At 73.4% G+C, this 13,464-nt stretch carries 19 protein-coding genes (1 of these 19 only partly in view); 8 read left to right on the forward strand and 11 right to left on the reverse strand.

Going from position 1 to position 13,464, the window contains the following annotated elements; genetic code table 11:
- Together CIK06_RS27520 and CIK06_RS27525 are read left to right on the forward strand one after the other, a co-directional pair.
- Window positions 1-450 carry the 3' portion of a phosphoribosyltransferase gene (locus tag CIK06_RS27520; protein ID WP_095567224.1) on the forward strand. It extends 240 nt beyond the left edge of the window, so the window shows 450 of its 690 coding nt (coding positions 241-690); its start codon lies off the left edge, out of view; the stop codon is at window positions 448-450.
- The gene (locus tag CIK06_RS27525) at window positions 447-836 is read left to right on the forward strand and encodes a PRC-barrel domain containing protein (protein ID WP_157756970.1); all 390 of its coding nucleotides are present in this window, start codon (window positions 447-449) and stop codon (window positions 834-836) included. The genes CIK06_RS27520 and CIK06_RS27525 overlap by 4 nt, the downstream gene beginning before the upstream one ends.
- Before the next feature lie 8 nt (window positions 837-844).
- On the opposite strand, the gene CIK06_RS27530 is transcribed toward CIK06_RS27525, so the two are convergent.
- From CIK06_RS27530 to CIK06_RS27545, 4 genes are read right to left on the reverse strand one after another with little or no spacing between them, the layout of a single operon-like run.
- Window positions 845-2,011, reverse strand: a complete 1,167-nt coding sequence (locus tag CIK06_RS27530) for a cytochrome P450 (protein ID WP_095567226.1) — start codon at window positions 2,009-2,011, stop codon at window positions 845-847.
- 3 nt (window positions 2,012-2,014) lie between these two features.
- Entirely contained in the window at window positions 2,015-3,406 is a 1,392-nt protein-coding gene (locus CIK06_RS27535) for an MAB_1171c family putative transporter (RefSeq protein ID WP_095567227.1), read from the reverse strand.
- Entirely contained in the window at window positions 3,403-3,945 is a 543-nt protein-coding gene (locus CIK06_RS27540; RefSeq protein WP_157756971.1) for a hypothetical protein, read from the reverse strand. Before CIK06_RS27540 ends, CIK06_RS27535 begins: the two co-directional genes overlap by 4 nt.
- 15 nt (window positions 3,946-3,960) lie before the next feature.
- Window positions 3,961-4,536, reverse strand: a complete 576-nt coding sequence (locus CIK06_RS27545; RefSeq protein ID WP_369916260.1) for a helix-turn-helix domain-containing protein — start codon at window positions 4,534-4,536, stop codon at window positions 3,961-3,963.
- Between the two features lie 447 nt (window positions 4,537-4,983).
- Here CIK06_RS27545 and CIK06_RS27550 point away from each other — a divergent pair, with 447 nt between their 5' ends.
- The 5 genes from CIK06_RS27550 (at window position 4,984) to CIK06_RS27570 (ending at window position 8,890) form a co-directional block, all read left to right on the forward strand.
- Window positions 4,984-6,144: an LLM class flavin-dependent oxidoreductase gene (locus CIK06_RS27550; protein ID WP_095567230.1), complete on the forward strand. Its 1,161-nt coding sequence runs from the start codon at window positions 4,984-4,986 to the stop codon at window positions 6,142-6,144.
- Window positions 6,141-6,755, forward strand: a complete 615-nt coding sequence (locus CIK06_RS27555; protein ID WP_095567231.1) for an FMN reductase — start codon at window positions 6,141-6,143, stop codon at window positions 6,753-6,755. The genes CIK06_RS27550 and CIK06_RS27555 overlap by 4 nt, the downstream gene beginning before the upstream one ends.
- A gap of 131 nt (window positions 6,756-6,886) precedes the next feature.
- Window positions 6,887-7,843: a thymidylate synthase gene (gene thyA, locus CIK06_RS27560; protein ID WP_198348032.1), complete on the forward strand. Its 957-nt coding sequence runs from the start codon at window positions 6,887-6,889 to the stop codon at window positions 7,841-7,843.
- Window positions 7,840-8,370 carry a dihydrofolate reductase gene (locus CIK06_RS27565; RefSeq protein ID WP_095567232.1) on the forward strand — a complete coding sequence of 177 codons (531 nt, stop codon included), beginning with the start codon at window positions 7,840-7,842 and terminating at the stop codon, window positions 8,368-8,370. The genes thyA and CIK06_RS27565 overlap by 4 nt, the downstream gene beginning before the upstream one ends.
- A gap of 1 nt (window position 8,371) precedes the next feature.
- Window positions 8,372-8,890, forward strand: coding sequence for an HIT family protein (locus CIK06_RS27570; RefSeq protein WP_095567233.1), 519 nt, complete (start codon window positions 8,372-8,374; stop codon window positions 8,888-8,890).
- Here CIK06_RS27570 and CIK06_RS27575 read toward each other — a convergent pair.
- From CIK06_RS27575 to CIK06_RS27585, 3 genes are read right to left on the reverse strand one after another with little or no spacing between them, the layout of a single operon-like run.
- Window positions 8,834-9,685, reverse strand: a complete 852-nt coding sequence (locus CIK06_RS27575) for a deaminase (RefSeq protein ID WP_095567234.1) — start codon at window positions 9,683-9,685, stop codon at window positions 8,834-8,836. The genes CIK06_RS27570 and CIK06_RS27575 overlap by 57 nt on opposite strands.
- Window positions 9,682-9,990, reverse strand: a complete 309-nt coding sequence (locus tag CIK06_RS27580; protein ID WP_095567235.1) for a hypothetical protein — start codon at window positions 9,988-9,990, stop codon at window positions 9,682-9,684. Before CIK06_RS27580 ends, CIK06_RS27575 begins: the two co-directional genes overlap by 4 nt.
- Window positions 9,942-10,340, reverse strand: a complete 399-nt coding sequence (locus tag CIK06_RS27585) for an adenylyltransferase/cytidyltransferase family protein (RefSeq protein ID WP_157756974.1) — start codon at window positions 10,338-10,340, stop codon at window positions 9,942-9,944. Before CIK06_RS27585 ends, CIK06_RS27580 begins: the two co-directional genes overlap by 49 nt.
- Window positions 10,341-10,481: 141 nt before the next feature.
- Here CIK06_RS27585 and CIK06_RS27590 point away from each other — a divergent pair, with 141 nt between their 5' ends.
- Window positions 10,482-11,033 (forward strand): hypothetical protein, encoded by a 552-nt coding sequence (locus CIK06_RS27590; protein WP_095568189.1) that lies wholly within the window; start codon window positions 10,482-10,484, stop codon window positions 11,031-11,033.
- A gap of 107 nt (window positions 11,034-11,140) precedes the next feature.
- Here the strand turns inward: CIK06_RS27590 and CIK06_RS27595 are convergent, their stop codons facing one another.
- The 4 genes from CIK06_RS27595 to CIK06_RS27610 form a co-directional block, all read right to left on the reverse strand.
- Window positions 11,141-11,797 carry a hypothetical protein gene (locus tag CIK06_RS27595; protein WP_232533897.1) on the reverse strand — a complete coding sequence of 219 codons (657 nt, stop codon included), beginning with the start codon at window positions 11,795-11,797 and terminating at the stop codon, window positions 11,141-11,143.
- Window positions 11,794-12,000: a hypothetical protein gene (locus CIK06_RS27600; protein WP_198348033.1), complete on the reverse strand. Its 207-nt coding sequence runs from the start codon at window positions 11,998-12,000 to the stop codon at window positions 11,794-11,796. Before CIK06_RS27600 ends, CIK06_RS27595 begins: the two co-directional genes overlap by 4 nt.
- Window positions 11,997-12,431, reverse strand: coding sequence for a hypothetical protein (locus CIK06_RS27605; protein WP_095567238.1), 435 nt, complete (start codon window positions 12,429-12,431; stop codon window positions 11,997-11,999). Before CIK06_RS27605 ends, CIK06_RS27600 begins: the two co-directional genes overlap by 4 nt.
- Window positions 12,432-12,492: 61 nt before the next feature.
- Window positions 12,493-13,446 carry a DUF6406 domain-containing protein gene (locus CIK06_RS27610; protein ID WP_157756976.1) on the reverse strand — a complete coding sequence of 318 codons (954 nt, stop codon included), beginning with the start codon at window positions 13,444-13,446 and terminating at the stop codon, window positions 12,493-12,495.
- Between the last annotated feature and the right edge of the window lie 18 nt (window positions 13,447-13,464).

The raw sequence follows: 13,464 nt of genomic DNA on the forward strand, positions 1-13,464 counted from the left end.
CCGCCGGTCTTCGACCGGCGTTCCCTGGGCTATCTGGGCCTGACCGAGGCGGATCTGGTCGGGGCCGTGGCCCGGGAGCGGGACGAGGTGACCCGCCGGATCCAGCGCTACCGGGGCGGCCGGCCGATCACCGCCCTCGCCGGTCGCAGCATCGTGCTGGTCGACGACGGGGTGGCCACCGGGGTCACGGCGCGTGCCGCCCTGCGCTGGTTGCGGACGCACCGGCCCGACTGGTTGGTGATGGCCGCGCCGGTCTGCTCGCCGCAGGCGCACCAGATGCTGGCCGCCGAGGCCGACGCCGTGGTGTGCCTCTCCACGCCGCCGGACTTCGAGGCCGTCGGCCGGTGGTACGTCGACTTCGCCCAGCTGCGCGACGAGGAGGTACTCGACGTCCTGGCCGCGGAGCGTTCCAATGTGCGATCCCCCAACCTCGAGTGGAGGCGACGATGAGCGTCCAGCCGGATCCGTGGACCTGGCGCAACCCCGTGCTGCTGGGCGGCTACCAGCAGGTCGACGGCCGGGACGAGCCCGGCGGTGCCGATCCCGGGGACCCGGACCGGGAGCCCGGAACGGGTCGCGGTACCGGAGACGAGGGCGGCCCCGGCACGGAGATCGAGCTGACCGGCTACCGGGTGGCGGCGGAGGACGGCGAGATCGGCACCGTCGACGAGGCCACCGCCGAGGACGGGGCCGGTGTGCTCGTGGTGGACACCGGTGCCTGGATCTCCGGCCGCAGGGTGCGGCTGCCCGCCACGACCGTGCACCGGATCGACCACCTCGACCGGACGGTCTACGTCGACCTCGACCGGGAGCAGGTCAGGGACCTGCCGGGCTAGGGAAACCCTCAGTAGACCACGGGCAGGCTCCGCAGGGCGCGGCTGCGGAACGAGGGCCGCCAGGCCGGGTCGGCGGCCGGGTCCAGGGTGGCCTTCGGGAACCGGCGCAGGAACGCGACCACCGCGACCTCGGTCTCCAACCGGGCCAGCGGTGCGCCCAGGCAGTAGTGCGGGCCGTGGCCGAGTCCCAGGTGCGGGTTGTCGGCGCGGTCCAGCCGGAACCGGTCCGGCTCGGGAAAGACGTCGGGGTCGCGGTTGGCCGCGGCGATGCCGAGCAGCACCGTCGAGCCGGCCGGGATCACCTCGTCACCCACCGTCAGCTCGGTGCTGGCGAACCGGCGGATCGCCAGCGTCGCCGGCGGCTCCAGCCGCAGCGTTTCCTCGACGGCCCGGCCGGCGAGCCCCGGATCCTCCCGGACCCGGGCATCGGCCGTCCCGTCCCGGAGCAGGTTGAACAGGCAGTTGCCGATCAGGTGGACCGAGTTCTCGTAGCCGGCGAAGAGGACGAGGAAGGCCAACGAGGTGAGTTCGTCCTCGGTCAGCCGGTCGCCCGCGTCCCGTGCCGCGATCATGGCGGTGAGCAGGTCGTCGCCGGGGCGGGGGCGCCGGAACCGGATCAGGTCCAGCAGGAACCGCTCGATGGCCAGCACCGCCCGGCCGCTGGCCGCCGGGTCGTCCGGCGGTGGGCTGAGCATCGCCCCGGTCCACCGGCGCAAATCGGTGCGGCGGTCGGCCGGCACGCCGAGGACGTCGCAGATGACGGCCACCGGCAGCGGCCCCGCGTACCCGGTGACCAGGTCGGCGCCGGCGGCCGGCAACCGGTCGAGCAGTTGCTCGGCCATCGCGGCGATCCGCACGCGCATGCCGCCGACCCGGCGGGGCGTGAACGCCTGGGAGACCAGCCGCCGGATCCGGGTGTGGTCGGGTGGGTCCATGTTGAGCAGGTTCGCGTCCAGTGTGGGCGGCAGCGAGAAGCCCTGCCAGCCGCCCGAGCCGGTGCGCTTGTCGAGGGACAGGCGCGGATCGGCCAGCAATGGATGCACGTCGCGGTACCGGGTCACCAGCCACGCCGGTGATCCGTCCGGCAGCACGACCCGGTGCGCGGGGCCACGCTCGCGGAGTGCCGCGAAGGTCCCGTGCGGGTCGGCGAGCACCGCATCGATGGGTGACGGCACGTGTCAGCTCCGTTCCCTTGCTGCCAGCCGGGTCTGCGCCAGCGCGGCCGCGGTACCCGAGGAGTTCATCGCCGCGGAGACCGCGACGAGCCAGTTGACCTCGGCCGCGAAGTCCCGGCCGCCGGCCGGCTGCTCCTGGGCCGGCACCGGGCCGCGGGCCGGCGGACCGCCGGTGGGCTCCGGATCGTCGGCGTCGTCGGCCGGGCGGGGCAGCCGGGCGTACCAGGAGTCCCACCGGACCCGCCGGCGCTGCTCGGCGAGGGCGGCCGCGTCCTCGGGCCCGCTCCGGCCGGCCGTGGTCGGGTCGCCGGGACCGCCGGGACCGCGCCCACCGTCCGCCGGGCCGGGCGCGTCGAGGTCCGCCCGGCGGCGCTGCTCGAAGGCGACCAGCGCGGCCCGCAGCCGACCCGCGTACCGGACCGCCGGGTCCGGCCCGCCGGTGGGCTCCGCGGCGGCGGACTCGTCGAGGTGGTCGCGAACCCCGCGGATCCCGTCGCCGATCTCGATGACCCGCCGGCGCAGCCGGCGGTCCAGGTCCCACAGGGCCGCGGCGGGCCAGCGGCCGCCGCGGTCCAGCACGACCTCCGGCATCGTCACGGCCACCGCCTCCCAGAGCGGCCGGAGCCGCTGGTACGCGCGGCGCCGGGCCAGCAGGGTGGTCACCCGGAACATCCGGGGGCCGAGGGCCGGCAGCGTCAACCCGACGATGATCAGCAACGCGCCCAGGGATGCCGTGATCGGCACCAGGAACTCCCACCGGTGCTGGTCGAAGTGCAGCAGGGCGGCGACCACGGTGCCGGTGCGCAGCACGCAGTAGAGCACGCCGAACGCCGCGCCGGTGGCGGTCAGCCGAAGGCCGCGGCTGAGCCAGGTGCGGCCGGCGTCCCGGGCGTACGGCAGGCAAAGCCGGATGATGTCCGCCACCCCGACCGCGACCATGGCCAGGTAGCAGCCCAGATAGATGCCGTACGTCGGCTCGGCGGCGTACGTGGCGGCGGCCACCCGGGGCTGCTCGGGGCGGGGTGGGACGGCCGAGAAGAGCACGGCCATGGTGACCAGCACGCCGACCACCCAGAGCAGCCGCCAGCGGGCTCGGCGCCAGCCGGTGCTGCCGGGATGTGTCCAGAAGATGATCAGGCACTGGATGGTGCCGGAAAACGCGATGACCCCGCTCTGGCTCACCAGCAGGGACAGGTTCGGTATCCCGGTCCAGCCGTCCAGCCGCGACCAGATCGCCGGTGTGGAGACCGTGAAGACCAGGCCCATCAGGGCGAACGCGGTGCACACGGCGTACAGGGCCGGGTCGCGCGGGTCCTGGCGCAGGCCGCGGCCGAGCCGGTAGAGCAGGGCCGACCAGGCGACCGCGGCGGCCACCGGGTAGAGAACGCCGTTCACCCGTTGTCCCCGAGCGCCCGCTCGATCCGGGTGATCACCCGGGCGGACCGGGCCGGTACGTCCCAGGTCTGCTCTGCCGGCCACGGGCTCAGCCGGCCGAACAGCTCGGTGCCGAGCATCTCGGCCTCGCGCTCCATGGAACCGTCATAGCAGGTACGCGCCAGCGTCCGCGGCTCGGGTGCGCCGAGCGCCTGCCGGGCGGCCCACGGCTCGATGGTGGGCAGGACGCGCCGGGTCATCTCCGGATCGTCCAGCGGACGCAGGTGGTGGCCGAGCAGCAGGTGGGCGAGTTCGTGGCAGGCGATGCCGTCCTGCAGCCACGGTTCGGCGAGTGCGTCGACGAAGATGCCGAGAGTCGAGGGCGTCACCACCACCACGCCGCTGGGCAGGTCGGGTGGCATCTCCAGCCGGGTGAGCCGGACCGGCCGGTCGGTGCGGGCACCGACCGCGGCGCAGACCTGCGCGACGTCCGGGTGCCGGGGCAGGCCGAGGCCGTCCACGAGGCGGACGCACCGCCGGCGCATTCGTGCCGCACGCATCCGTTCACCGTCCTGTCAGGGCGCGCCGGTCTCCGGCCGCGGTGTGCCGTCGTCCACACCCGGCGGCCGGGCGTCGCCGGAACCACGATCGCTGATTCCCTCCATCTCCAGCAACTGTTCGAAGATGGCTGTCATCGCCTCCTGGCTACGGCCGGACAGGCCGCTGCGCCCGAGGACGTCCCGGAAGACGACCTGCTGGACGCCGAGCCGCCGCATCTGGCCAAGTCGATGCAGGTCAGCGGCGACGGTTCCGGTCGGATCGTCCTCCTCGTCGTCCACCAGGTAGGAGGTGGGGACGCCGAAGGCGATGGCCAGCGCCTTGAGATGGCTCAGCCGAGGGTCGGTGGCCTTGCCCTGGCGCAGCTCGCCGAGGTAAGCGCCGCTGATGGTGACGGTCTCCCCGACCAGCTCCCGGATCCGGTCCGCGATCGGGCCGGGCCGGTTGATCCGGTCGGCGATCTCGCTGTTGTAGTACTCGCGTCCCGGCCGACCCCGGCCGACCTCCTGCGATTCGGGGCGGAAGGTTGCGAACAGCTGGTTGAGCTTGTCCGCCAACGTCCGTCGCGACCCCTGCGACAGGCCCTCTTTCATGATCACCCTCACCAGCATCGAAACTTGTCCGGCGGACGCGGCACCTGACATCACGATAAACGGACGTTGAGTCTGTCAAAAAGACTAAACGTACGTTGTGTCGCGAGGACGTCTCGGCGTAGCCTTGCGGGCAGCACCAACGGGGGTGGTGCGGGCGGCCGCGAGGGTCGATCTGACAAGAACGTCCCTCCGGCCGACCGCGCGGACCCACGGAGAGCGCGGTTCGCCATCGAGCCATCGCCTCCCCCATCCGGCACCGGCCCGGCAGCCATCGATGCCGCCGAGCGCGAACGCCCGCCCAGCAAACCAGATCCACCACGATCGCGCTGGTACGCGACGGGTGGATCAACCCGTCAGCCGGCCGCCTGGAATACTTGACTCGTCAAGTATGTTCCCCCGGTCGTGCCCCGGGGTGACCGACCCCGGGACGGGCGTGAGGAGCAGGTCATGCAGTTCGGCGTCTTCACCGTCGGCGACGTGACGCCAGACCCCACCACGGGGCGGGCGCCCTCGGAGGGCGAGCGGATCAAGGCGATGGTCACCATCGCCCGCAAGGCCGAAGAGGTCGGGCTCGACGTCTTCGCGACCGGCGAGCACCACAACCCGCCGTTCGTGCCGTCGTCGCCCACCACGATGCTCGGCTACATCGCCGCCCGCACCGAACGGCTGTTGCTGTCCACCGCGACCACCCTGATCACCACCAACGACCCGGTGAAGATCGCCGAGGACTACGCGATGCTGCAGCACCTGGCCGACGGGCGGGTCGATCTGATGCTCGGCCGCGGCAACACCGGCCCGGTGTACCCGTGGTTCGGCAAGGACATCCGGGCCGGCATCCCGCTCGCCATCGAGAACTACGCGCTGCTGCACCGGCTGTGGCGGGAGGACGTGGTCGACTGGACCGGCCGCTACCGCACGCCGTTGCAGTCGTTCACCGCGACGCCCCGGCCGCTTGCCGGCGTACCGCCGTTCGTCTGGCACGGCTCGATCCGCAGCCCGGAGATCGCCGAGCAGGCCGCGTACTACGGCGACGGCTTCTTCGCCAACCACATCTTCTGGCCCAAGGAGCACACGCAGCGGATGGTGGCGCTCTACCGGGAACGGTTCGCCCACTACGGGCACGGCTCGCCCGAGCAGGCGATCGTCGGCCTCGGCGGCCAGGTGTTCATGCGGCGCAACTCCCAGGACGCCGTAGCCGAGTTCCGGCCCTACTTCGACAACGCGCCCGTCTACGGGCACGGGCCGTCCCTGGAGGAGTTCTCCACGGAGACCCCGCTGACCGTCGGCAGCCCGCAGCAGGTGATCGACCGCACCCTCGGCTTCCGCGAATACGTCGGCGACTACCAGCGGCAACTGTTCGTCGTCGACCACGCCGGCCTGCCGCTGAAGACCGTACTGGAGCAACTGGACCTGCTCGGCGAAGAGGTCGTACCGGTGCTCCGCCGGGAGTTCGCGGCCCGGCGCGGCCCGAACGTGCCGGACGCGCCCACCCACGCCACGCTGCTGGCCGCCCGTGCCGCGAAGCCGGCGGAATCGGCGGAATCGGCGAAGCCGGCGGAGTCCGGGGAGCGGGCGGACGACGGCGACCTGTCGGAGGTGACCCGATGAGCCAGCGGACGATCGCGGTGGTCTCGGCCGGGCTGCGCCAGCCGTCCGCCACCCGGCTGCTCGCCGACCGGCTCGGCGCCGCGGTCCGGACCGGGCTGCGGCAGCACGGGATCGACGCCGAGATCCGCCCGATCGAGCTGCGCGAACACGCGCACGAGCTGACCAACGCGCTGCTCACCGGCTTCCCGCCGGCCGCCCTGCGGCCGGCGGTGGAGGCGGTGGCCGGCGCCGACGGGCTGGTGGCGGTCACGCCGATCTTCAACGCCTCGTACAACGGGCTGTTCAAGTCGTTCTTCGACGTACTGGACGAGGGGACGCTGGCCGGCCGGCCCGTGCTGCTGGCCGCTACCGGCGGCACGGCCCGGCACTCGCTGGCGCTGGAGCACGCGGTCCGGCCGCTCCTGAGCCACCTGCGCACGCTCACCGTGCCGACGGCCGTCTTCGCCGCATCCGAGGACTGGGCCGGCGGCGAGACCGCGGGTCCGCTCCAGGGCCGCATCGAGCGCGCCGCCGGCGAACTGGCCGCCCTGGTCGCCGAGCAGGAACCGGCGGCCGCCCCCGACCCGTTCGCGCTGACCACCAGCTTCGACGAGCTGATCGCCGGGGACTGACCCACCCCGCGCCGCCGGCGCCGCGCCGCCGGCACCGCCCCGGCCCACCGCCCCGGCCCACCGCCCCGGCCCACCGCGCCGGCCCACCGCGCCGGGGGCGTAACCGTCCTGGCCAGGGCGGTGGCACTAGCATGGCCAGCGCGGCCCCGGCCGCGTGCGTCGCGCACGCGGCGGTCGCCGAGGAGGTGAGCGTGCACTACCGTCCGTTCGAGGAGCGAACCCCGGACCGGCAGTACCGGGACCTGCTCGCCCGGATCCTGCACGACGGCGTGGCGGTGCCCACCCGGCAGGGTCCGGAGGCGCTCACCCTCATGCAGCAGACCATGCGCTTCGACCTGGCCAACGGCTTCCCGCTGATCACCGACCGGAGCGTCGCCTCGTTCTGGCGCAAGCCGATCGGCGAACTGTGCGCGTTCATCAACGGGGCCACCACGCTCAAGGAGTTCGCCGAGTTCGGCTGCGACTGGTGGGGGCCGTGGGCCACCCCCGAGAAGACCGACCGCCGGGGACTGCCGCCCGGCGACATCGGCCCGGGATCGTACGGCGGCGCGTTCCACGACTTCCCGACCACCGAGGGCGCCGGGTTCGACCAGTTCAAACACCTGGTGGAACAGCTGCGCGAGCTACCCGGCGACCGCACCCACTTCGTGTCGCCGTGGATCCCGCAGTACCAGGTACGCGGCGCCGGCAAGACCCCGCGGACCACCATCGCGCCCTGCCACGGCTGGGTGCACGTACGCGTCATCGGCGGCCGGTTGCACCTGCACATGTTCCAGCGCTCCGGCGACGTACCGGTCGGGGTGCCGGCCAACATGATCCAGTACGCGGCGTTGCTGCTCATGCTCGACCGGCTGACCGGCATCCCGGCCGGGGTCTACTACCACACCATCTCCGACGCGCACATCTACGCCGACCAGGTCGACCAGGCCCGCGCGATGCTCGACCGGACGCCCCGGCCGCTGCCCACCGTGGCGCTGAGCGCGGCCGGCGAGGCGGTCGAGGACATCCACGACTTCCGGGCCGAACACTTCGAGCTGACCGACTACCACCCGCATCCGGGCATCGGCCGGATCCCGGTGGCGCCGTGACCCGCACCGGCGCGGACGTGCTGACCACGCTGGTGGTGGCGGCCGACGAGGACGACGTGATCGGCGCCGACGGCGACCTGCCCTGGCGACTGCCGTCCGACCTGCGCCGGTTCAAGGCGCTCACCACCGGCGCGGTGGTGGTGGCCGGCCGGCGTACCCACGAGTCCATCGTCACGCGGCTCGGCCGGCCGCTGCCCGGCCGGCTCACCGTGGTGGCGACCCGACGCGCCGGCCTGCCGGTACCCGACGGCGCGCTGACCCAGCCGGACGTGCCGCAAGCGCTGCACACCGCCCGCACCATCGCGGCATTCACCGGCCGGGACGAGTGCTTCGTGATCGGCGGCGCGGAGATCTACGCGCAGGCGCTGCCCGAGGTGCGCCGCATCCAGCTGACCCGGGTGCATGCGCGGGTCGGCGGGGACACGGTGCTGCCGGCCGGCTGGCTGACCGGCTTCGAACGGACCGCCGGCGAACGGGTCGAGGGCGACGCCCTGCCGTACACCGTCGAAACCTACGAACGGTCCTGAGGTGCCGTTCTACCACCTCAGCAACTCCCGCTCCGAGCAGCAGTTGACCGACATGCTGCGGCTGGAGGCCGCCGGCGTCTGCGTCTTCTGCCCAGACGGGCTGGACCGGGACCCCGACCAGCAGATCCTGCACCGCACCGCGCACTGGACGGTCACCCCCAACGAGTTCCCGTACGCCGGCACCCGGCTGCACCTGCTGCTCGTCCCGCACGCCCACGTGGGCGACCTGCTCGACCTGCCGTCCGCCGCCCAGGCCGAGTTCTGGCCGGTGCTGGGCTGGGTGCGGGACCGGTACGGGCTGACGCACTACGGGCTCGGGTCCCGCAACGGCGAACCCGGCCGCACCGGAGCCACCATCGAGCACCTGCACGTACACGTCCTGGTCGGCGACACGGACGACCCGGCGCACCGGCCGGTGCGGATGAAGCTGAGCCAGCGGCCCGACCCGGCGGCCGAGGCCCGGCTACGCCAGCGGGTCGCCGAGGTCCACCCAGATCAGCTCCACGCCGGCCGACCGTAGGATCCCGTCCCCGTCCAGCAACGCGTACGGCCCCGCGAAGTGGCAGCTCCGGAAGCCGGCCTCGGCCACCAGCCGGGCACAGGCCGGGCACGGGAACGTCGAGACATACAGGTCCGCGCCGGCCAGCGCCACCCCGGTCCGCGCCGCACGCGCCACCAGCAGGGCCTCCGCGTGGATCGCCGTGGACAGATCCGCCCGTACGCCCCGGCGGAACTCGTTGCGCGGGTCACCATCCAGGTACGGTGCGTACTCGGTGGGCAGGTGGCGGTTGTACGCCACGTCGAGGATCTCGCCGTCCCGCGCCGCCACCGCGCCGACCTGACGCCACCAGTCCGAACTGTGCGCCGCCGCCTCGGCCGCCCGCCGGGTCAGCCGGACCGACAGCTCGTCCACCGCCACCCGGCCGTCGTAGCCGGCCGGCCGCTGCGCCTGGCTCCACGGCCGGTCCCAGCGCAGAAAGGTCCGCTCGTACCGCACCGTCCGGCCCTCGGCCAGGCCGTGCCGGGACACCAGGTCGCGGAGGAGTTCCTCGTCCGGGACGACCAGAACGTCCGCCCGGACCGCGGCGCACAGCCCGTCGGGCGGTACGACCCGGACCGGCGGCCGGCCGCCCGCGGCGGACAGGTACCGCGCGGCGGTCTCCGGAGCCAGCGCGCGGATGTCCTTGCGCAGCGCCGGATGGTCCGCGGCGAACCCGGCGCCCAGCAGCAGGATCTCCGCGGCGTCGCCGTGCCGGTCCAGGAACGCCTCGTAGCCGGCGTGCAGCACCGGGAGATAGAGCAGCAGCTGCTTCACTCGGCGGGCCGCTCCCCCGCCTCGTCGATCTCGTCGAACAGGTCCTGGAGCAGGTCGGGCAGCCGCTCCGACAGCCGCTCGGACATCCGCCGGCCCAGGCCGAGCTGCAGCAGTCGCAGCCGCGCCGAGGTGCTGACCGTGGCCATCCGGTCCAGCACCTCCACCCGGCCGCAGTACCCCGCCTCCAGCTCCTCGATCTCCTCCGGGTCGTACGTGTCGGCGGTGGCTACCAGCACGTCCGGGCGTACCGCCTTGATCAGCGACCAGCGCGGCTCGTCCGCCGGTTTGAGCGTGACCAGGCCCACGCCGCGCTGGTGGGTGACCATGCGCAACCGCTCCAGTTCCGGTACGGCCGGGCGCCACACCCCCTTGCGGCGGCGGACCTTCTCGTCGCTGTCCACCCCACGATCAGGAAGTCGCCGAACTGTCGGGCCGCCTCCAGGTACATCGAGTGGCCCTCGTGCAGGATGTCGAAGGTGCCGCTGGTGAGCACCACCCGCAGTCCCAGCACCCGCAGCGCCGCCACGATCTCGCTGATCTTGTCGTAGTCCGTCACGAGCCGCAGCTCAAAGTTGGACGCGTCGGCGAAGAATCCGCTGGTCGCCACGGTGGGGCGGGACGCCGCAGCGGTCCGGTCAAAGATCTGCTCTGTCATGTCCGCGAACTGCGCTTCCACCGGTAGTCGGGATGGCTCGGCCAGGGCCGACCCAAGGTAGCGCGCCGGCCGAGCGCCGCACCACCGCACCCGCCTGTGTCGGGCACCCGCAACTCGTACCGCGTCGGTACGGTGGTGGCCATGGTCCCGCCCCTCGCCCGTACCAGCGCGGAAGCCCACCTTTACATGGACCTGCACCCATGCCAGTGCGGCGCCGGCGGATTCGCCCGGGACAGTGCGGTGATCGCCCTGGCCGACGGTGACCTGGCCAGCCGGTACACCGGGGACTGCGGGGGATGCGGCCGGCCGCGGGAGTTCCTGTTCCGGCTACCCGCCGAGACCATGATCCCGGCCGCCGGCCGGTTCAGCTACGGCGACACCCGGGCATCCGAGCTGCTCGATCCCGGCGAGTGGCTGTGGGTGGCCGACGCCTACGCCGGTACGGCCCCGGCCGACCCCGCGGACCTGCCGGCCGAGCAGCGGGTCCGGGCCGGCGCCGCGCTGCACCGCGCCGCCGCCGCCGTCGACGAGGTGCTCAAGTTCGTGCCGGCCGGTGCGGACGAGGCACCGACCGCCGCCGTGACCAGCGAACGCGGCCGGTCCGCCGTGGGCCGGCAGCCCGGCCGGCTGCGCCGCAACCGGCTGGTCGCGCTCCGGGACGCGTACGCCGCACTGGCCGACCGGTTCGGCTGACGGCTCCGGCGCAACGGTCGGGCGGGTCGGCTGACGGCTCCGGCGCAGCGGTCGGGCGGGTCGGCTCAGCGGTCGGGCGGGTCGGCTCAGCGGTCGGGCGGGTCGGCTCAGCGCCGCGGCGCCTCGTCCAGGCAGGCCGCGCTGATCCCGATGAGTTCCTGAAGGCCGCCGAGGAACTCCCCGAGGACGTACCGCGGATCGTGTTCGCGTTCGTCGTCCACCTCGGCACGGGCGCCGGCCGAGGCGAACGCCACGCAGACGTCCCACAGGCTGCCGCCCGCGGAACTCCACATCCACACGTCGTTGACCAGGGTGGGCACCCGCAGCAGCGGCTCGGCGCCGAACAGGCCGATGCCGTGCCGCAGCGGATCGTCGGGGGTGTTGCCCAACGGCAGCATCAGCGGCAGCACCCGGTGCGCGCGGGCGAACTCCACCGCGTCCGGATCGGCCGCATCCACCTCGACCAGCAGGCCGTCGGTCCGGAACTCCTCGATCAGCACGTCCGGATCCGCCACCCCGAGCCGCTGCGTCGCGGCCCGCGCCACCTCGGGGCGGGTCCACGGCCGGCCCGCGTCGGGCGGTCGGTGCGCCGCGACCCAGACGTTGAATGCCGACTCGGTCTCCAACTGCACGGACAGCCGGCCGACGGAGAGCGAGTGGTACCGGACCGGGGCGCCGACCGCCGGGTGGAAGGCACCGGTGTACCGGCCGACCGGAAACATCAACGGCGTACCGCCGGTCGGTGCGGTGCTGGGTCCGGTCACGGCATGGGCTCCAGGTAGACGACGCTGCTGACGAGCAGGCTGTGGACGGTGCCGAGGAATCCGGCCAGCAGGGCGGCGGGGTCCACGAGATCGCGGTCGGCGCCGCCCGCCTGACGTTCCTCCGCGGCGAGCGCCTCGCAGATCCGCCACAGGCTCTCGCCGGACGGGCACCGCTCCCAGATGTCGTAGACCGTGCGGGTCACGGTGACCACCGGGTGATCGAAGAAGCCGATCGAGTACAGCCAGGGTTCCTCGGCCTTGTTGCCCAGGCCGAGCATCCTGGCCCCAACCGGTGCCGGCGGGCGAAGTCGACCGCCTCGTCGGAGCCCGGCACCACCCCGGCGGCCAGTCCCGCGCCGACCAGATCGTCCAGCAGCGAGGTCAGTTCCTCGCCCGCGGGCAACTGCCCCTCCGCGGCCTCGCGCAGCGCCGCCAGGGTCCACGGCCGCTCGGCCGGCGGCCCGGTCACCCCGTGCAGCAGCGCCCAGACCAGGAAGCGGGGATCCTCCAGCTCCCACACCTCGTCGCGCAGCCGGATCCGGTGGTACCGCTGCTCCGAGCCGACGGCCGGGTGGAAGGTGCCGAAGAACTGCCCGACCGGCAGCAGCAGCGTCGGCGGTGCGACAGTGGTCACCGCGACATCCTCCGTCGGCACGGCCTGCTTGGCTGTGGCACTCGCTCCGCCTCCACCTCGATCACTCCCGGACGTCCCAGTATCGGGGATCGCTGCGATCCGGCACCGCCACGTCATCCGGGTCGTACCCGCCGCCGGACCCGGTGTACGGCCGGAACCTGTCCAGCACGGACCCGATGTCGCCGCCGAGCCGGCTCATCGACAGTTCCCGCTCCCGATGCCCGGCCGCGCCCGCCGGGTCACCTCCGGCCGCGTCCTCCGGGCCGTGAGCCGCGTCCTCCGGGCCGGTGTGCCGGTTGCCCCGCCACAGCACCCACACCGAGTCGCGGTCCGGCGGCCCGACCTTCACGAACAGCGTCGCGTCGTCGGTGGTCCCGATGGCCAGGAAGCCCCGGGACACCAACGGATCGCGGTGAACCTGCTGCGCGACCACCAGGTCACGGTGGCGATCCTCCGGGTCGACACCGAACAACGGTTTGAGCCACGACAACGAGAGCTCCAGCGGATAGCGCTGCACCGCCGCGCCGTCCATGTCCTCGCCCACGTCGGCGATCCCCACCGGACGCTCGGGACGTACCCCGTTGGTCTCGGCGAGCCACCGCGCGTACGCGGGCGGCAGTTCCTGCCCGAGCGCCGCCGTGAGGGCGGCGAGCTGAGCCGGATCCAGCCGCCCGAACGGCGCGAACCGGGCCGGTGCGTCGTCGAACGACGGCACGTGCACGCCGTGCCGCCCGGTCGGCGGGTCCTGCGGCTCGTCCGCGTCCACCCGCCGCAGGGTGACCGTCCACCAGCCCGGGGCCCGGAAGTCGACGTCCGCGAACCGCCACGTCTCGTCGAGCACCGGAAACGTCTCGCCCAGCCGGACGGTGTACTCCAGTTCCTCCCCGCTCGGGGGAAACACCATGATCCGGGCGGTGGGCGGCGAGCCGGGCAGCGCCGATGCCGCGACGCCGGTCCACCCGATGCTGGTCTGGGTGTTGTTGTCGATCCACACGACATTGACCTCAGAGCCCACGACCGTCTCCTTCCGCAC

Source organism: Plantactinospora sp. KBS50 (assembly GCF_002285795.1).
GTDB lineage: Bacteria > Actinomycetota > Actinomycetes > Mycobacteriales > Micromonosporaceae > KBS50.